The organism is Bacillus sp. 95MFCvi2.1 (genome assembly GCF_000374965.1).
Taxonomy (GTDB): domain Bacteria; phylum Bacillota; class Bacilli; order Bacillales; family Bacillaceae_G; genus Bacillus_A; species Bacillus_A pseudomycoides.
This window is the reverse complement of sequence record NZ_KB895713.1, coordinates 47,978-65,197: the sequence shown is the minus strand read 5'-3', so window position 1 is coordinate 65,197 and position 17,220 is coordinate 47,978. Positions and strand designations below refer to the sequence as shown.

The 17,220-nt window shown below is 34.9% G+C and carries 11 protein-coding genes and 3 pseudogenes; 4 read left to right on the top strand and 10 right to left on the bottom strand.

Going from position 1 to position 17,220, the window contains the following annotated elements; translation table 11 throughout:
• Positions 1 to 145 (bottom strand): annotated as a pseudogene (locus C568_RS33615) (IS6 family transposase); the annotation flags it as partial.
• Positions 146 to 308: 163 nt separating this feature from the next.
• Between C568_RS33615 and C568_RS0124140 the strand changes: the two are divergent.
• On the top strand, positions 309 to 1,739 hold the full coding sequence (locus C568_RS0124140) for an IS4 family transposase (RefSeq protein WP_018782980.1): 1,431 nt from the start codon (positions 309 to 311) through the stop codon (positions 1,737 to 1,739).
• A 306-nt stretch (positions 1,740 to 2,045) separates the two neighbouring features.
• Here the strand turns inward: C568_RS0124140 and C568_RS0124135 are convergent, their stop codons facing one another.
• The 3 genes and pseudogenes from C568_RS0124135 to C568_RS0124125 all read right to left on the bottom strand — a co-directional run bounded on the left by C568_RS0124135 (position 2,046) and on the right by C568_RS0124125 (position 4,661).
• Complete coding sequence (locus tag C568_RS0124135) at positions 2,046 to 3,293, bottom strand: N-acetylmuramoyl-L-alanine amidase family protein (protein ID WP_018782979.1); 1,248 nt, start codon at positions 3,291 to 3,293, stop codon at positions 2,046 to 2,048.
• 391 nt (positions 3,294 to 3,684) lie between these two features.
• Positions 3,685 to 4,296, bottom strand: a pseudogene (locus C568_RS32080) (response regulator).
• A gap of 80 nt (positions 4,297 to 4,376) precedes the next feature.
• Entirely contained in the window at positions 4,377 to 4,661 is a 285-nt protein-coding gene (locus tag C568_RS0124125; RefSeq protein ID WP_006093748.1) for a sensor histidine kinase, read from the bottom strand.
• 453 nt (positions 4,662 to 5,114) lie between these two features.
• Between C568_RS0124125 and C568_RS0124120 the strand changes: the two genes are divergently transcribed.
• Both C568_RS0124120 and C568_RS0124115 read left to right on the top strand, forming a co-directional pair.
• Positions 5,115 to 7,355, top strand: coding sequence for an ABC transporter ATP-binding protein (locus tag C568_RS0124120; protein ID WP_018782977.1), 2,241 nt, complete (start codon positions 5,115 to 5,117; stop codon positions 7,353 to 7,355).
• The gene (locus C568_RS0124115) at positions 7,352 to 9,229 is read left to right on the top strand and encodes an ABC transporter ATP-binding protein (RefSeq protein ID WP_018782976.1); all 1,878 of its coding nucleotides are present in this window, start codon (positions 7,352 to 7,354) and stop codon (positions 9,227 to 9,229) included. Before C568_RS0124120 ends, C568_RS0124115 begins: the two co-directional genes overlap by 4 nt.
• A 38-nt stretch (positions 9,230 to 9,267) precedes the next feature.
• Here C568_RS0124115 and C568_RS0124110 read toward each other — a convergent pair whose 3' ends face one another.
• The 3 genes from C568_RS0124110 to C568_RS0124100 form a co-directional block, all read right to left on the bottom strand.
• A complete protein-coding gene (locus C568_RS0124110) occupies positions 9,268 to 9,477 on the bottom strand; it encodes a hypothetical protein (protein ID WP_006093745.1) in 210 nt (69 codons plus the stop codon).
• Between the two features lie 189 nt (positions 9,478 to 9,666).
• Entirely contained in the window at positions 9,667 to 10,518 is an 852-nt protein-coding gene (locus tag C568_RS0124105; RefSeq protein ID WP_006093744.1) for a phospholipase C, read from the bottom strand.
• 114 nt (positions 10,519 to 10,632) lie between these two features.
• Positions 10,633 to 11,400: a hypothetical protein gene (locus tag C568_RS0124100; RefSeq protein ID WP_018782974.1), complete on the bottom strand. Its 768-nt coding sequence runs from the start codon at positions 11,398 to 11,400 to the stop codon at positions 10,633 to 10,635.
• 234 nt (positions 11,401 to 11,634) lie between these two features.
• Between C568_RS0124100 and C568_RS36320 the strand changes: the two are divergent.
• A pseudogene (locus C568_RS36320) lies at positions 11,635 to 11,821 on the top strand (hypothetical protein).
• Between the two features lie 246 nt (positions 11,822 to 12,067).
• Here the strand turns inward: C568_RS36320 and colA are convergent.
• The 3 genes from colA to C568_RS0124080 all read right to left on the bottom strand — a co-directional run bounded on the left by colA (position 12,068) and on the right by C568_RS0124080 (position 17,037).
• Positions 12,068 to 14,968: a collagenase ColA gene (gene colA, locus C568_RS0124090; protein ID WP_018782973.1), complete on the bottom strand. Its 2,901-nt coding sequence runs from the start codon at positions 14,966 to 14,968 to the stop codon at positions 12,068 to 12,070.
• Positions 14,969 to 15,958: 990 nt separating this feature from the next.
• A complete protein-coding gene (locus C568_RS0124085) occupies positions 15,959 to 16,504 on the bottom strand; it encodes an SMI1/KNR4 family protein (protein ID WP_003195646.1) in 546 nt (181 codons plus the stop codon).
• A 95-nt stretch (positions 16,505 to 16,599) separates the two neighbouring features.
• A complete protein-coding gene (locus tag C568_RS0124080) occupies positions 16,600 to 17,037 on the bottom strand; it encodes a GNAT family N-acetyltransferase (RefSeq protein ID WP_003195645.1) in 438 nt (145 codons plus the stop codon).
• Positions 17,038 to 17,220: the final 183 nt, after the last annotated feature.

Genomic DNA, 17,220 nt, shown 5'->3' with positions numbered 1-17,220 from the left:
TTGTGTGAGCCATGGATAAGCCTCGTTCCTCCATCATTTCCACCAGGTTACGGAAGCTCAAATTGTACCGTAGGTACCATCTTACTGTTAATAAGATTAGTTCCGGCTGATAATGCTTCCATTTGAACAAATTTCCCTTTTCCATATCGATCACACACCTTTTTCTAGAGTAATACTATCAGTATGTCCAAGGTTAGGAGATTACTTGCATGTATCTTGAATTTCTTGCACCGGAACCAAATTGTATCTATAAAACGAAAAAAACGTTATTCTTTCTGTAGAATCATAGGAAAGGATGGCGTTTTTTTATGTCTATTTCTGTATCTAACAAACTACAACTATTCGCACAGGAGATTCAGAGTCTTTTATCCCCAAATACCTTACAGAATCTAGCTAGAGATGTTGGGTTTGTACAACGAACAAGTAAGTATCGAGCACAAGATTTAATAGCTTTATGTGTATGGATAAGCCAAAGTGTAGCAAAAACGTCTTTAACCCAGTTATGTAGTTGTTTAGAAGCATCAACAGAAGTGCTCATCAGTCCCGAAGGACTAAATCAGCGATTTAACGCTGCAGCCGTGCAGTTTCTACAGAAAGTATTAGCCACACTTCTCAACCAAAAGTTATCTTCAGCTAAGCTGCTCTCTTCTCCATACACTTCTATTTTCAAGCGTATTCGTGTCCTAGATTCAACTGCATTTCAACTTCCAGATCCTTTTTCATTCGTTTATCCAGGTGCAGGAGGAAGCAGCCATACAGCGGGGGTAAAGATTCAACTTGAATATGATCTATTAAGTGGGCAGTTCCTACATATTCATACAGGCCCAGGTAAACAACATGATCGAACCTACGGTTCTTTGTGTGTTCCGACAGTGACAGCGAATGATTTATGTATTCGAGACTTAGGTTATTTTCATTTGAAAGATCTACAACATATACACGATAAAAAGGCTTACTATATCTCTCGTATTAAATCTAATACACGTATTTATCAAAAAAATCCCATCCCTGATTATTTTCAAGATGGAAGAATCAAGAAAGGTACAGAGTATATACAAATAGATATGGAGGTCTTAATGAATTCTCTTCAGCCAGGACAAACATGTGAAATCTCCGATGCTTATGTGGGAATGATTGATAAAGTACCAACTCGTGTGATTGTTCATCGATTAACAAAAGAACAACAACAAAAACGATTACAAGATCAAATTGTAAGAGAAAAAAAGAAAGGAATGAAGTATTCTCCTCGTAGTAAACGACTCAGTGGTATCAATGTATATATGACAAATACCCCTACAGATATTGTCCCAATGGGACAAGTACATGATTGGTATTCTTTACGTTGGCAGATCGAAATTTTATTTAAAACGTGGAAATCATTCTTTCACATTCATCATTGTAAAAAGATAAAACGAGAACGATTGGAATGCCATTTGTATGGGCAATTGATCGCCATTCTACTCTGTTCCTCTATTATGTTTCAAATGCGGAAGTTACTTCTTATGAAGAAGAAACAAGAACTGAGTGAATATAAAGCCGTATATATGATTAAAGATTATTTTTCTCTTCTGTTTCAAGCCATACAAAAAGACACCCAAGAATTATCAAAGATTCTTCTTCGTCTGTTTAACCTCTTACAGAAAAACGGACGGAAATCCCATCGATACGATAAAAAAACAGTCTTTGATATATTAGGTGTCATTTACAATTGTACCATGTCTGATAATCAAGCGGCTTAAATCAAAAAATGAAACCCATTAGGGTTTATTTCGTATGCAAATCTTTAAATTCCCTACACGTATCCTTTAGAAAAAAGAAACAACCTCTACTATAATTGACGTTGTATAAGCTTAGCTTGATAGCGATGTGGTGCTACCCCATTACCATCAACTTAAGAGTACTTACTACCCATTATTGTTATAAACGTTATTCTTCCTAGATTAATAAGAAGAGATGAAAAAAACACCTTCACAGGTGTCTTTTTTCATTATAGAAATATCTTAAAATAGATATCTGATGTCATTTATTCAATAAAAAAACTTTTGTTACATCATAACTCCATTATCGGCAAATTGATACCATTTGCCATCAATGAAATGTTTGCCTGTTGTCATTGCACCGCTAGACTGTAAATAATACCAATTTCCATCTTTTTGTAACCAGCCTGTTTTCATCGTTCCGTCTTCATTCATGTAATACCATGTGCCCTTATCTTGCACCCAATCTTTTTTCATCGGTCCATCATAAAAGTAATACCACTTGCCATTGTAGTTTAACCAGCCTTCATGATTTGCTCCACTTTTCTCATCAAAGTAATACCATTCACCATCCACTACTTTCCAGCCTGTTACCATGGATCCATCTGGATTGAAGTACCAACAAGTACCTCCTTCACACATTTTCCCTGTCCACATGGCGCCATTGTAAGCAAAAACGTAGCGCTTTCCTCCTTCATCCAACCAACCTTCGTCCCAACTATTTGCTGAATTTTTCATTGTGCCATTTGCATTTAAATAGTACCATGTGCCCTTATCTTTTAACCACCCTGTTTTCATCGTGCCATCTGAGTTCAGATAGTACCAATTTCCATTATCTTCAATCCAACCTGTTTGCATCTTAGAAGCCACAAAGTAATACCAGCTTCCTTTATAACTTAGCCAACCATTATGAGTATTAAAATGCGTCCGGCTTTCTTCGAAGTAGTACCATTCATTATTAATCAAATTCCAGCCAGTTGCCATTGCTCCATCAGATAAGAAATAATTACCATCAGGATGTGAACCTATCCAATTGTTTACTTTCATATCTCCAGAGCCTGGATTCATGTAGTATATCTTACCATTATATTCAAGATAGCCCTCGTGTAAGTTTCCTCCTTGGTGAACGTAATACCATTCTCCTTCGTACTGAACCCAGCCTTCGTTCGTATATAACGCACCGTCTGCTCCTAATAAATAACATGAACCTTGATTAAAAATATTACCCGTTTTCATTGCTCCACTTTCAGCAAAGTAGTACCACTTTCCTCCATCACTTAACCAGCTATTACTTTTCATTGCCCCATCCGCATTCAAGTAATACCATGTACCATTATCTTTTAACCACCCTGTTTTCTTCACACTATTTTGATCATAGAAATACCATGTATTTCCCTCTTTTACCCACCCTGTTTTCTGCATTGCCTGTTCTGTTTTTGGAGTAAGTTGTTTTACAGCTTCTTGGTTTTCAGCATGAGATACTGCAGGCACTACAAACATTGCAGACATTAAAACTGGTAAAATAACTTTCTTCATTTTCTATATCCCCCAAATAATGTATAATTTTAGTTTTTATTTCCACAAACAGAATTATATTATGATATTTAAATATAATCAATAGTTTTTGTAACAAAAATGTAATCTTTTTTTAATTTAACGACACAAAATATCCATTAATGTAATTATTGTTACTTTCTAGTTACAATGTAAGTCTCATTACACATCTATCAACTTAAGGGATTAATTGTCCCAAAAACGAAAAAGATGAGTCGAATTCTCATAAATAACTGTAAAAAGGTAAAATTTTCGTTATGGGGGGTGACCTGTTTTCTTAGGTTGATGGATGTGTGGTGCTACCCCAATATTATCTTTACAAAAGTGTATCTTCCCCCTTTATAATAAATCGAATTCTCTACCTCAGAACAATTTATCTTACTAATTGCATACGAATCCCTAAAACTACAGCTTGCGTGCGGTCTGCCACCTCAAGTTTCTGAATAATGTTATGTACATTGGTTTTAACAATTCCTTCTGAAATATACAGTATATTTGCTATTTCTTTATTCTTCTTTCCATATGCTATGAGTTACAATATCTCAATTTCTCGATCTGTTAATGGTTCTATAAAAGATGAAGCCTTAGGCTGATTTGTTGAAATATTATCTGTAGAATTTATAATCTTTGCGAGCGCTTGTTTCGCTGTCATACTATTATATAAAGTGGCGCCGCGCTGTATAGAACGTACACCATCTAATAGCTCTTTCGTTTGAGTATCCTTTAATAAATATCCGGCGGCACCAGCACGAATCCCATCGAATACATAGTCTTGCACATCAAAGGTTGTCAACAATATTATTTTTGTATCTGGCAAAGATTGCACAATATTGCGAGTTGCATCAATGCCGGTCGCCTGCGGCCTTTGTACATCCATCAACACGATATCAGGTATGCAGCGCAAAGTAATCTTTACGCCATCCTTACCATTATCTGCTTCACCTACAACTTCCATATCTGATTGACTATTAAATATATACGTCAGCCCTTATCTGATGATTGGTTGATCGTCCACTAACATGATTCGAATTTTTTTATCGTTTTCATTCGTCGTCCCTCCTATCTCTAGGCTTCATCACATACACGATTCATTAAAGGAATAATCGCTTCCACCTTCAATCCCCCGTCTGAATTAACCGAAAAATTACAAGTTCCCCCAACAGATTGACACCGTTCAATCATTCCTTTTACTCCAAAACCATTTTGGTATAAATTTTCACTTAAAAATTGTCCATTATCGGAAACAATGAGCGATAATTCTTGTGCATGTTCTTGTATACATACATCTACTTCATTGGCAGCAGAATGACGTATTACATTTGTAATGGATTCCTGAAGAATACGGAACATTACAATGCTAATGTCCTCAGACCATTCAGAGAATTCTCCTTTTTCCTTTAGTTGAAACCGAATTTGTGAATTAATTTTTCGACATCTAAATCCCTGCTATACAGAATACAAAGTAACCTACACTCATTTGCGCTTTCTGTTTTTACTTCGCATGTGGCAGAAAAAGGCCCTGACCGCTTCTATGCATGGCCAGATGCTCTCTCCTACCTAAAAAGAAGGGTTTTATGTCCGGTTTTTAATTGATGTATATATAGTTTAAAATTCTTTAACAAATTCATTATGAAATTCTCCACCCTAAAAGTTGCATCATATCTTCATAGAGTCATAGAATTAATCTGTGGTCGAAAACGTAAAGAGCTGCTAGAATGCATTCCTGAAGAATACGAAGAATAAAGGAATGAACCGAAGTAAAAGCTAAAAAAATTAGAAAAGGAAAATGGAGAGATGAATTAAATGTTAAAGATCATCAAACATTTAAAACCATTTGTTGCCTCAATCATTGCAGTTATATGTCTATTATCCATACAAGCCGTATGTGACCTGTCACTGCCAGACTACATGTCTAACATTGTGAATGTAGGTATTCAGCAAAAAGGTGTAGAAAACGCAGTACCTGGGGTTATTCGTAAAAGTGAGCTCGATAAACTTACACTCTTTATGAATGAAAATGAGAAGAAAAAAGTAGATGACAACTATGTACTTTTAGATAAGAATAATCTTTCTCAAAGTGAGCTGAAAAATGACTTAAAAGATTATCCGCAGCTTGATAAAGAACCGCTTTATAAGCTACATACAGAGGATAAAAATACAATTAACGAACTTAACGATATATTCGGGAAACCAATGTTAATTACACAAGGAATTGAAAAAGGCGGCTCATCTGCTTTCACTGCGCCAGGTGATAACAAAGCACCGGCGAAGCTTCCGCCAAATACAGATCCTTTTGCAATAATTGCTAAACTACCTCAAGATCAAATCGATGCAATGAAAGAAAAGGCGGATGAAAAGTTTAAGAATATGCCAGGCAGCATGGTAACACAGTCAGCCGTTTCATTCATTGAGAATGAATATAAAAAGATCGGTATCAATACAGATAAGCTTCAATCCAATTATATTCTTACTTCTGGCGGAAAAATGCTGCTTTTATCCTTAGTAAGTATGGCAGCTACCGTTATCGTGAGTTTACTTGCTGCAAAAGTGGCTGCTGGATTAGGTAGAGATCTTAGAAAGAAAGTATTTCGGAAGGTTACAAGCTTTTCTAATGCAGAGTTTGATAAGTTTTCCACTGCATCTCTAATCACAAGAAGTACAAATGATATTCAACAAGTGCAAACACTTATGGTTATGCTGCTTCGTATCGTATTCTATGCACCGATTTTAGGCATAGGCGGAATTATTAAGGTACTTACTACAGACCTTTCAATGGGATGGATTATCGCAGTTGCAGTTATCGCGATTTTAAGCTTAGTCATTGGTCTATTTAGCATCGCGATCCCTAAGTTTAAGAGTATCCAAAAGTTAGTAGATAAAATTAACTTGATCACTCGTGAATCTTTAACAGGTATGCTCGTTATTCGTGCTTTTAATAATCAAAAGCATGAAGAAAAGAAATTCGAAAAAGGAAATCAAGATTTAACAAGAACTAATTTATTTGTAAGCCGTTTAATGTCATTTATGATGCCAATGATGATGCTTATCATGAATGCCGTTACTGTACTTATTATTTGGGTTGGATCACACCAAGTGGATATGGGACATATGCAAGTTGGTGATATGATGGCATTTATGCAATATACAATGCAAATCATCATGGCCTTCTTAATGATTTCTATGGTATCCATTATGGTTCCGCGTGCTTCTGTATCCGCACAGCGCATTGCAGAAGTTTTAGATACTGACCTTTCTATTCATGACGCAGCGGAGCCAAAAACATTTGCCTCTGACAAGAGAGGCTACGTTGAATTTAAAAATGTTAGCTTTAAATATCCAGGTGCAGAAGAAGATGTGCTTTCCAATATTACCTTTACCGCAAAACCTGGAGAAACGACAGCTTTCATCGGAAGTACAGGTAGCGGTAAATCAACATTAATCAACTTAATTCCACGCTTTTACGATGTAACAAGCGGCCAAATATTAATAGATGGCACGGATATTAGAGAAGTATCTCAGAAGGAATTAAGAGAGAAAATTGGTTATGTACCGCAAAAAGGAGTTCTATTCTCAGGTACGATCGAAAGTAATTTGAAATACGGTAAGAAAGAAGCAACTGAAGAAGAACTCGCAAAAGCGGCAGAAATCGCGCAAGCTATGGAGTTTATTAACGCGAAACCTGAAAGCTTCCGTACAGAAATATCACAAGGTGGTACGAACGTTTCCGGTGGTCAAAAACAAAGACTTTCTATTGCGCGTGCTCTTACGAAAAAATCGGAAATCTTCATATTTGATGATAGTTTCTCAGCTCTTGACTTTAAGACAGACGCAGCCTTGCGGAGGGCTTTAAACAATGAGATTGCGGGAAGTACTATTCTACTTGTTGCCCAAAGAATAAGTACAATCATGAATGCAGATAAGATCATTGTACTTGATGAAGGAAAAATAGTTGGAACTGGTACTCATGAAGAGCTTATGGAAAACTGTGAAGTTTATAAGCAAATTGCTTTATCACAACTTTCAAGAGAGGAGTTGTCATCATGAGTGATAGAAAAATAGAAAATAGAAGACAAGGCAGTCCTGGTGGTGGCCATGGCGGCGGTCATATGGGCGGCGGCATGAGAAAGATTGAGAAGGCAAAAAATTTCAAAGAAACGATGAATAAGTTACTTCAATACTTAAAGCCATATAAGTTCTCAATCCTAATCGTTATTATTTTCGCAATCGGTAGTGCTGCCTTTGCAATCGTCGGTCCAAAGATTTTAGGTAAAGCGACAACAAAACTTTTCGAAGGACTCGTAGACAAAGTAACGGGCGTGCACGGTGCTGCTATTGACTTTACCTATATCGGAAACATTGCCCTCCTGCTCCTTGGATTATATATAGCGAGCACTGTGTTTTCCATTATACAAGGATATATCATTTCGGGAGTCGCACAAAAGGTATCTTATAACTTCAGAAAAGAAATTGATGAAAAGATCAACCGTATGCCGCTTAAGTACTTTGATAAAACGACACATGGAGAAGTATTATCTAGAGTTACAAATGACGTAGATACTGTGAGCCAAACTTTAAACCAAAGTATGTCGCAAATCATCACATCCGTTATTACAATCATCGGTGTACTCATCATGATGTTATCAATCAGCTGGCAAATGACATTAGTGGCGCTGTTAATACTGCCAGTATCCATGATGCTCATCATGGGAGTCGTCAAGAGATCACAAAAATACTTCAAATCCCAGCAAGAATATTTAGGGCACGTGAACGGTCAAGTTGAAGAAATTTATAGTGGTCACAATATCGTAAAAGCTTTTAACACTGAAGAAGAAGAAGTGAAAAAATTCGAAGAGGTGAATGATACTCTTTACCACTCTGCATGGAAATCTCAATTTTTATCCGGAATGATGATGCCGATTATGATGTTTATCGGTAATATCGGTTACGTAGCTGTATCCATTTTAGGCGGATGGCTCGCTGTAAAGAGAACAATTGCAGTTGGAGATATTTTAGCATTTGTGCAATATGTAAGAAGCTTTACGCAACCAATCGCTCAAGTAGCCCAAATCGCTAACGTACTTCAATCCACTGCAGCTGCTGCAGAAAGAGTTTTCGAATTTTTAGATGAAGAAGAAGAAATTCCGGAAGCAGAAAACCCAGTGAAGCTTCAAGAAGTTAAAGGAGAAGTTACATTCAAAGATGTTCAATTTGGATATAATCCAGATAAGATCATCATCAATAATTTCTCAGCTAGCATTAGGCCTGGACAAAAAGTAGCAATCGTTGGTCCAACCGGAGCAGGTAAAACAACGATCGTAAAACTATTAATGCGTTTTTATGATGTAAACAGTGGTGCCATCTGTATAGACGGTCACGACATAAAAGACTTCACCCGCGAAGACTTGCGCAGCATGTTCGGGATGGTGCTGCAAGACACTTGGCTATTTAATGGTTCCATCATGGAAAACATACGTTACGGTAGACTGGGTGCAACCGACGAAGAAGTGATTGAAGCAGCAAACGCAGCCCACGTTCACAGCTTCGTAAAAACCTTACCAAATAAATATCAAATGGAACTAAACGAAGAAGCAAGCAACGTATCCCAAGGACAAAAGCAACTACTAACAATTGCCCGTGCCCTTCTAGCGGATCCGAAAATACTCATACTCGACGAAGCAACAAGCTCTATCGATACTCGTACAGAAGTGCTGATTCAAAAAGCCATGGAAAACCTCATGGAAGGCAGAACAAGCTTCATCATCGCTCATAGATTATCAACAATCCGTGATGCCGATTTAATCCTTGTCATGAAAGACGGGGATATTGTAGAACAAGGTAATCATGAAGAGTTATTGAAGGCTGATGGTTTCTATGCTTCGCTTTATAATAGTCAGTTTGAAGGTGCGGATGCTTCTTGAGTTAGGTGGGATGAGGGTGAAGATCAGCTTGATCAATTTTATTTTTCTAACACATCTGAACGAATTAATTTTAAATCATCTGTTTTAATTGCACCTGTTGAAGTAGATGATGGTTTAACTTTTGTAGCTGTATCCCAATAATGGCTACCTTGCCAAAACTGTGCAAAAGGTGAATTGATTGTTTTATTTACAACTCCAGCAACTACGGAACCTGGTTTTAAAGTATATTCAGCTGATGGAAGTTTCACTTTATAGCATAAATAACTTTTGCCATATATAAGGCCACTGAAGAAGCCCACTGAAGAAGAAAAAGGAGTTCACCACCTACTATATACAGGTAATGAACTCCTTTCCATTTTCTACATATTAATAAAATACACGTTATTTTTTCACAGTAATCACTTTTTCAGTGCCTTCCTATGCATAAGTGTATTTTGTTATTTGTTATTCACGTACGTATCAAACCATAAATGAATATATCCAGCTGTAATACGCTGTGCTTCCATTAAACGTTTTCCTGTTACCGGTGTTACTTCAGCACGCCATTTGTCAGCAGAGTCTTGTGATACCGCTGCTTTTAGGAACCAACTTTTCGTATTATCATTAACAATTGATGGGAAATCAGCTTTTGCAGCTGATGCTGATGCATGAACCCACTCTTCTGGATTTGTACTTTTCCAATTCCAATAGCCATCTCCATCTGTTACTCTATAATTGTCTTTCACTGTATCAACGAAGTTTTCATATTTTGAGTGGAAGCCAAATGGATGCGAAATGTTAGTAAAGTTTGCTGCATGCATTGGTTGGTTGACATCCCCTAAATAATGAAGTGATAATCCTAAATAAAAGAATGCATTTTTCATATCTTTATTTTGATAAGCTTCACCAGCTAATTTAAAATACTTTGCTCCCGTTTGCTTTGCTTGTTTAGCAAATGGAATATACGTTTTTTCTGAATCAGGATCATAGAAGTGTGAAGCGAATGTGGAATTATCATAGTATGGGTTTTTATAATCTGCAGAATAAATACCTTCCTCCAAATTAGTACGCCATTCATTTAATAGAGCTGTCTCATTTTGCTTCACCACAGTCGTATTTTGGGACATAATATCAATGGCTCTGTTTACAATCCATAAATGAGAACTTACTCCTTCATTATGTACAGATTCCGCTGACCATTTTAGAGCAATAGGTGGATCTTGGCGGTCAATTTCATGTGCAAACGCCACACTTTGAATAGGAGCTGTTAAAGCAATTACAGAAGCTATAGCTAAAATTTTTCTTTTCATAAATATTCCTCCAATTGATGTATAATCTAAATTTCCTTCATATGCTTTTATTGCAACTTATTAGCAAATATATTGAACAATGCGTAATATAGTTAGATAGATTTAATAGATGCTTTATTGTAAAGGTACTAATTCATAGCCAGCGTAGTCTTCAGGGGCAGATATTCCCCACAATTTATCTTGATTTGCAAATAGTTGCTCTGAGGTCTCTAGCTGGAAAGTTGTTATAACTCCATAACTAGATTGCTGTGGATCTGCATTATACCAGTCAGTAGGTCTACCAAGTTTATCTCTAAGATAATCCGTTTTACCTGTTACTAAATCTATTTCCTTCGAATTTTTTTTCTTAACTGTTAAAGTGCTTCTCGATTGGTCACTAAAATAGATCCAGCTTCGATTGCCTGCATTTACATATTTTTTTGTTCCTCCTGCATCAGCATTTGATCCCCCAATCCACATTGACATTGTAATTGGAGTATTATTTCTTACATATCCATCACTCTCTACTCCAGCCGGTGCTTCAAAATTGATAGGTGTACCATAATACTCATTACCTTTTGTATCCTTATGCTTTTCAGCAGCACCGTAATAAGACGAGTTTTTATATTGAATTACATAATGCCAACCCGCAAACTTCTCATAAGTTATTCCAAGTCTATTCTGACCTACGGGTGCTACTCGTTTTTCAAAAGGAATACCTGTCACCCACAAATATTTGTCTACTAGTATATAATCTTTATTTGTGGTAATTGGATCACCATAAATATCAAGTATACGATCGTCCTCAGCTGCATAAGCAGAATTTGTAGGAAAAACAGTTACTATCAAACTAAATATTAGTGCTAAGAATGTAAGTATAGGTAGTTTTCTTTTCATAAACATGTCTTAACTCCTCCTTATTTTTACTAATGGTTTTACCACTTGCGCGCATCGTCTACTAGTAGATAAGCCTCATCCTAGCTAACAAATCTTTCATTTCTCTTTCATAAATGTTACAAAAGTCTTTCAAAGGTCTGACGTATTTGCTAATGAAACTAGCACACAAAGAAGGAAACCTGCATGTTTATTAGCTTTATCGTTAATTTATTTAATCATATATATAAATTATATATAAATATGCAATATTGCATATCAAAATGTATTGATATTAATGTAAGCGCTTACTATAATAAAAACATAAAGATGTACCACATCTTAACACATAAAAAGAGGAGGAAATAACATGGCAATCGCAATGGCAGTTTTAAAATTTTTAGGTGGATTAATTCCAGCCGTACAAGAGCTTTTAAAAGCATTTATGTAAGTTCATTATTCCGCAATTATTTATAAAAATTATCATACAAATGATCTGTATATCAAAGATGAATTGATGTGCAGATCATTTGTGTGAGTAAATTTTAAAAAAAGAATCCCAAAAGGAATTAAGGGATTCTTTTTTATTTCATTCAATTTTTTCTCGAATATTAAATTATTCTTTGTTAAACAGATGAACAAGGAATAGCAAAAGTCTCTTATTCATTACGCTTCGTCGTTATATAATTAAACGAATTTATTTTACTAATAATGAATATGTTCCCTTTCTATTTTCCTCTTCAAAAAATGCAACTAAGTAATACTTCCCAGGTTTCGCTGCAAATTTCCCTTTTATATTATTTCCATCCGCTCGGCCTGTGATTACAGGATTTCCTAAATCCGATTCGTGATACACATCCCAGTTTATTCCAATTCCCTGTTCATCTATAAAAGAAATATCTACTTCTTTTGGAGATGTGACATTGAATGTGTACATATACGCCATATTAGGTCTATCCATATTTCCTTTTGAAAGCTTATTAAAACTAAGTACCTTTGCCTCTTGATAGTTATGACCTGCTGGCTCATCTTTTTTTACGGTAACCGTTGTTTGTCCTCGGCCCACTTTTCCTTTATTATCTTTTACTGTTAGCTTTGCAGTATATGTCCCCTCTTTTCCATATACATGGGTAGGATTTGCTTCTGTACTTGTTGTACCATCGCCAAAATCCCAGAGATACGAAACAATTTTTCCACCTGTGCTTTCTGTACCATCGCTATGAAACTCAACTTTTTCATTTAATATCTCATTGTACGGTCCATTCATGTTTACTTTAATCGTCTGTTTTTCTTCTTCTCCCGTTGCAACACCATGGAATACAACATCGTATTCAAATTGATTGTTCGCATTCACACGATAATTGACAAAATACGCTGTAACTGTTTTGTAGCCGCTCCATTCTTTTTGCGCTAATTGTTCTAAAGATTGATTGATTTTCTTGCTCATCGTTTTCCAATCCTCAGATTCTCCTTTTGTTACGCCACCTGTATATGTTCCTTCTAATGTAAACGTATCAAAAAATTGAGACTTATGCTTTGTAATCGTTGCATCTTTTATCTTTGCTACATCTTTAATTTCTTTCTTTACATCAGCTAACGGTTTTGGTGCATGTTCAGCTAAATAATCATCTGATACTTGTGGGGTATTATATGTATCTTGATTATCAATTAACTGCTTCATATAGTCTTGGTATTCTTTATTTAAATTTGGATCCTTACTTAAAGCTTCACGATATGCATCATAATTCTTCACATCATTTGCACGAATGAAATCTTGAATCTTATCGAAAGTTTCAAATTGATGAGTATATAAGTAAGACTGCAGTGCAAAAGAATAATTATAAAAGTCCCATTGCTCTGGTCCTTCTCCATATTTCGAAAATAATGTTCGTTCTGCTGTATAACGTTTCGCAGGATCAGATGATAATCCACTAATTATACTTTTGCGCGGAACAACATTATTCGTACGAGTAGATCCCGCAAAAAATTCTGCATTTCCTTCTTCAAACCAAGTCAAACGTTGATCTTGATACATTTCTCCTTGTCCCCATGATCCTGGAACTTCGTATCTTCCCTGTAAATAGTGTGTAAATTCATGACGGAACAATTCTTCCAAACTATAACGACTTTGCTGCGGTGTACGCTCAAATGTAAAGAACGTTCCTTTTCCTTCAATGTAAATGCCACCATTATTCGTATCATATCCATATAGTTGGCTATTTCGTTTATATTCATCTGGATTATTATAAATTACGATTGTCAGTACATCATCAGCTTTCCCTGATTCTAACGCTCCATCTTTTCCAATTACACGATGATACTGCGCTTTTACTTCTTTAGCAGCCCAATATAGTCTCTTAACCTTTTCTTCTGTTACTTTATCTCCTGTTTTAAATACAATAGAACCGTCATCGAATGTATACGTTTTTGGTAAGTACTGCTGTTGGCCTTCTTCACGGATTTTCTTTAAATCTACTGTATTTCCGTTATAATCTTTTCCATCATAGTTTGTTGAAATTTGCTCTACAGCATTAAAATAAGCTTCACTAAAACGAGGGTACATACGCATTGCTTGTGTAAGTACTTCTAAAGGTTTATTTGGATTACTATGGAATTTCCCGAAACGACCAGTATAATAAACACCATTATTAATTAACCAGGTATTTTCTGTTGTCATTTGATTCAGAAGAGCCAGTCGACTGATTTCATTTATGAAACCATCAATTTTCCCATACCATATTGTTTCATCCGCTTTTTTACGTGTATCCTGCAAGTAAGACTGTATATCGTTATCAATCGCTTGGATAAGATTATACAAGGCGTCCCCTTTATTCTTATCACTTATATATGTAGAAATATTATCGTTATATTGTTTTAATATATTCCCTGCATATTGAACTGTTTCAGCATCACAAGAAGCATTTCTAATTAATTTACCGTATGCAGATACCACTGCATCCTGTTTATCTGTACCAAGTTTAAAATTCGGGTTTTTTGCAATTGCTTTTATTGCCGGTAAACATTTATCACGGAAGCTCCGCTCATATAAATAGTTTACCTCTTTATTATTAAAGCCTACATAAGATACGGAACGTAATACTTCAGCAAATGTCTCAATCCCTTTTGTATCATCTTTTGTAAATGTGCTTCCACGACGACCTAACTCATCAATAATAACCTGGATTCGCTCTTTATTTTGATAAAACGCTTTTGTTTCTTGATTAAATTGATCTAAATCTGTAATTTGATTCCAACTAATACTTGCCAATGTATCGATGAATTCGTCATTACTCATTCTATTTAGCTCTGCTAAAGAATACTTTTGCTGAGATTGTTTTGCCACTGCTCGTTTCACGATCGGAGTCGGACGTTGCGAAAAATCGTTCACTTTTAAACGTTCTTCATAAGACAATGTTTCGTCTGCTTTTGTAGAATGTGCAATTTCATCTGTTGAAGTTTCTATCCCAATTGGTTTCTTTTTTAACACATTATAAGGTGTATTTTCTTCCGCTGATACTTGTGTTTGAATACTTCCAAATGATAAGGCCACTGTACTAATACCGAGCATCATTTGGGTAAACTTTGATTTCTTGTTCATAACATTTCCTCCATTTATAAAATCCATAAAAACACATTATTAATATAACATAATATATAATATAATATTTCATATTATTTCTTTGTATATTTCTGTATACTAGAATACTATATCAAAAAGAAAATGATACGTTTTGATATAATTCGAACAAAAAAAGGCACTCTAATGAGTGTCGAATGAGTACCTTTCTGTGGTTTATAATCTTATTGTTTTAAATCAAATTGAATATGCTAAATGATAAATGTTTTGTAAATTACTTGAGCCTTTTGTAAATTATTTAACCCTATAGATTTAGTACGACCAGGTTCATTGTAGTAATATAGATCAACAATATCATATCTGTATGGGAATCTACCAGGATAATAAAAGTTATCTCTATATACTAGTGATAATGAAACTGAGCTTGATTTTCTGTTTTTCACTTAGATATAAGAGTTAATCAAATATCTACTGGATAATCATATACTTTTCTTAATTTAGATTTATGCAATCTCTCCCTTTTTTTATCATCTCTACATGAATACAAAAGATGAAATTATACTATACATTGCTAATACTTTTTACTTCAGACTGAAATAAAATCACCTTCGATATATTTATCTTAGTATATAAATATTTCAATTCTCTTTCATAAATGTTACAAAAGTCTTTCAAAGGTCTGACTTCTTTTCTGATGAAACTAATAAACAAAAAGGGAAACCTGCATGTTCATTACCTTTAATGTTATTAATATAATTCAATCACACTCTGTATATAAATTCCCTTTATTGGGATATGCAAAATTGCATCAAAATATAGGTTTAAATAAGAGGCGCTCTTATAAATAACTAGCTGTAAAGAAAGAAATTTTTTTGTTTAGGGTCTACTTAAAACTCTTAAGTTGATGTAAATTCATCTACAATTCTATTGCTCTAACTGGTGCGATTCTGATGATTTAATTTAAAAAACAAAAAAGGATGTAAATAATAATTCACATCCTCTTTTGTAACTCTAATTTTCATTAGAACACTGCATTCTATTATCTTCTTTCAAACAGATTTCTATGAATTCAAATAAACCTTTTGCCTCAACAGAACGTTTTCCCCAATCATGCCAAAAATATAGCACTTGTCCTACTACTCCAGATTCTGATGGATCTGTATCAATACAAAGATAATCCCCACCACCATTTTCTGCAATTGGAATCCACTTAGAATTCCAAAGAACAGGTTTAAGTTCATTTTCAATATTCGACTCTAAATCATCTGGATCGAATTCATCCTGTAGAAATGTCCAATTGTCTATAATTTGAGAAGTTGGGGAAAGAACCAAATTTCTTACAAAAGATTCAACCCCAGGTTCCCAAATTTGTCCGTTATACACCCTGTAAAAACTTTTCATTTCTTTAGGAAGTGTAATACCCAGTGTAGTTTCAATTAACTGAAAATCTTCATCACTTGCACCCGGTTGGAGGTTTAATGTTTTTTGAAAGTTCACTTCAAGGCTTGAACCTCTATTAATTATACGTTTCCATAGTAATTCAGCTTGATTTATCATGTCTTTTCTCCTCCGCTTATATCTCAAAAAATCCAATTTAAAAAACATACAATTACTATTAATCTAAGGTTTTGAATTATCCCCATAACGAAAACTTAATTAATCGGTATATACTTCTTGAATCCCTTACTTATAGTGCCATTATAACCATTTTTAGAAAAGAATTTATGTGCTTCTATTCTATTTATACTACTTAATAGGATAATTCTTGTGGATCCCCTTGCAATTGATAGCCGTTCTACATGTTTTAGTAACTTTTCACCTATCCCATTACCTCGAAAATCTTCATTTACAATCACATACTCTAGAACGGTATATGGTCTAAATTGATATCCAGGATCAAGACAAAAAGTCATAAATATACTTCCTTTAACTTTACAATCTTCCTCATACACAAATAAGAAATTATTAGAATCATTCCTTATCTGCTCAATTCTTTCTGGTAAAACCTTAATGTTTTTACTATGTGGTGCTAATTTTTTATATAGATTTTCAATTACATGACTGTCTTTTGGTTCAGCTTCACGAATCATATAATTCCCCCTCTATTAACATTGATATATCAATGATTCGATCTATTCTAATAGTTCATCTTTTGACTCTATTGTATCCTAAAACAATGCTTTTTTAGTACAATTCAGATAATAAGATGGTAAAAAAAGAGAATAGAAGGGATGGCGTTTTTGCTTTGGGGTATTTGTTTTTCTTAACTTGAT

Coding starts and splice junctions, on each gene's coding strand:
- C568_RS0124140 (WP_018782980.1), top strand. CDS start 309: ATGTCTATTTCTGTATCTAACAAACTACAACTATTCGCACAGGAGATT.
- C568_RS0124135 (WP_018782979.1), bottom strand. CDS start 3,293: ATGAAGAAAGTTATTTTACCAGTTTTAATGTCTGCAATGTTTGTAGTG.
- C568_RS0124125 (WP_006093748.1), bottom strand. CDS start 4,661: ATGTTCCGTATTCTTCAGGAATCCATTACAAATGTAATACGTCATTCT.
- C568_RS0124120 (WP_018782977.1), top strand. CDS start 5,115: ATGTTAAAGATCATCAAACATTTAAAACCATTTGTTGCCTCAATCATT.
- C568_RS0124115 (WP_018782976.1), top strand. CDS start 7,352: ATGAGTGATAGAAAAATAGAAAATAGAAGACAAGGCAGTCCTGGTGGT.
- C568_RS0124105 (WP_006093744.1), bottom strand. CDS start 10,518: ATGAAAAGAAAAATTTTAGCTATAGCTTCTGTAATTGCTTTAACAGCT.
- C568_RS0124100 (WP_018782974.1), bottom strand. CDS start 11,400: ATGTTTATGAAAAGAAAACTACCTATACTTACATTCTTAGCACTAATA.
- colA (WP_018782973.1), bottom strand. CDS start 14,968: ATGAACAAGAAATCAAAGTTTACCCAAATGATGCTCGGTATTAGTACA.
- C568_RS0124085 (WP_003195646.1), bottom strand. CDS start 16,504: ATGATAAATCAAGCTGAATTACTATGGAAACGTATAATTAATAGAGGT.
- C568_RS0124080 (WP_003195645.1), bottom strand. CDS start 17,037: ATGATTCGTGAAGCTGAACCAAAAGACAGTCATGTAATTGAAAATCTA.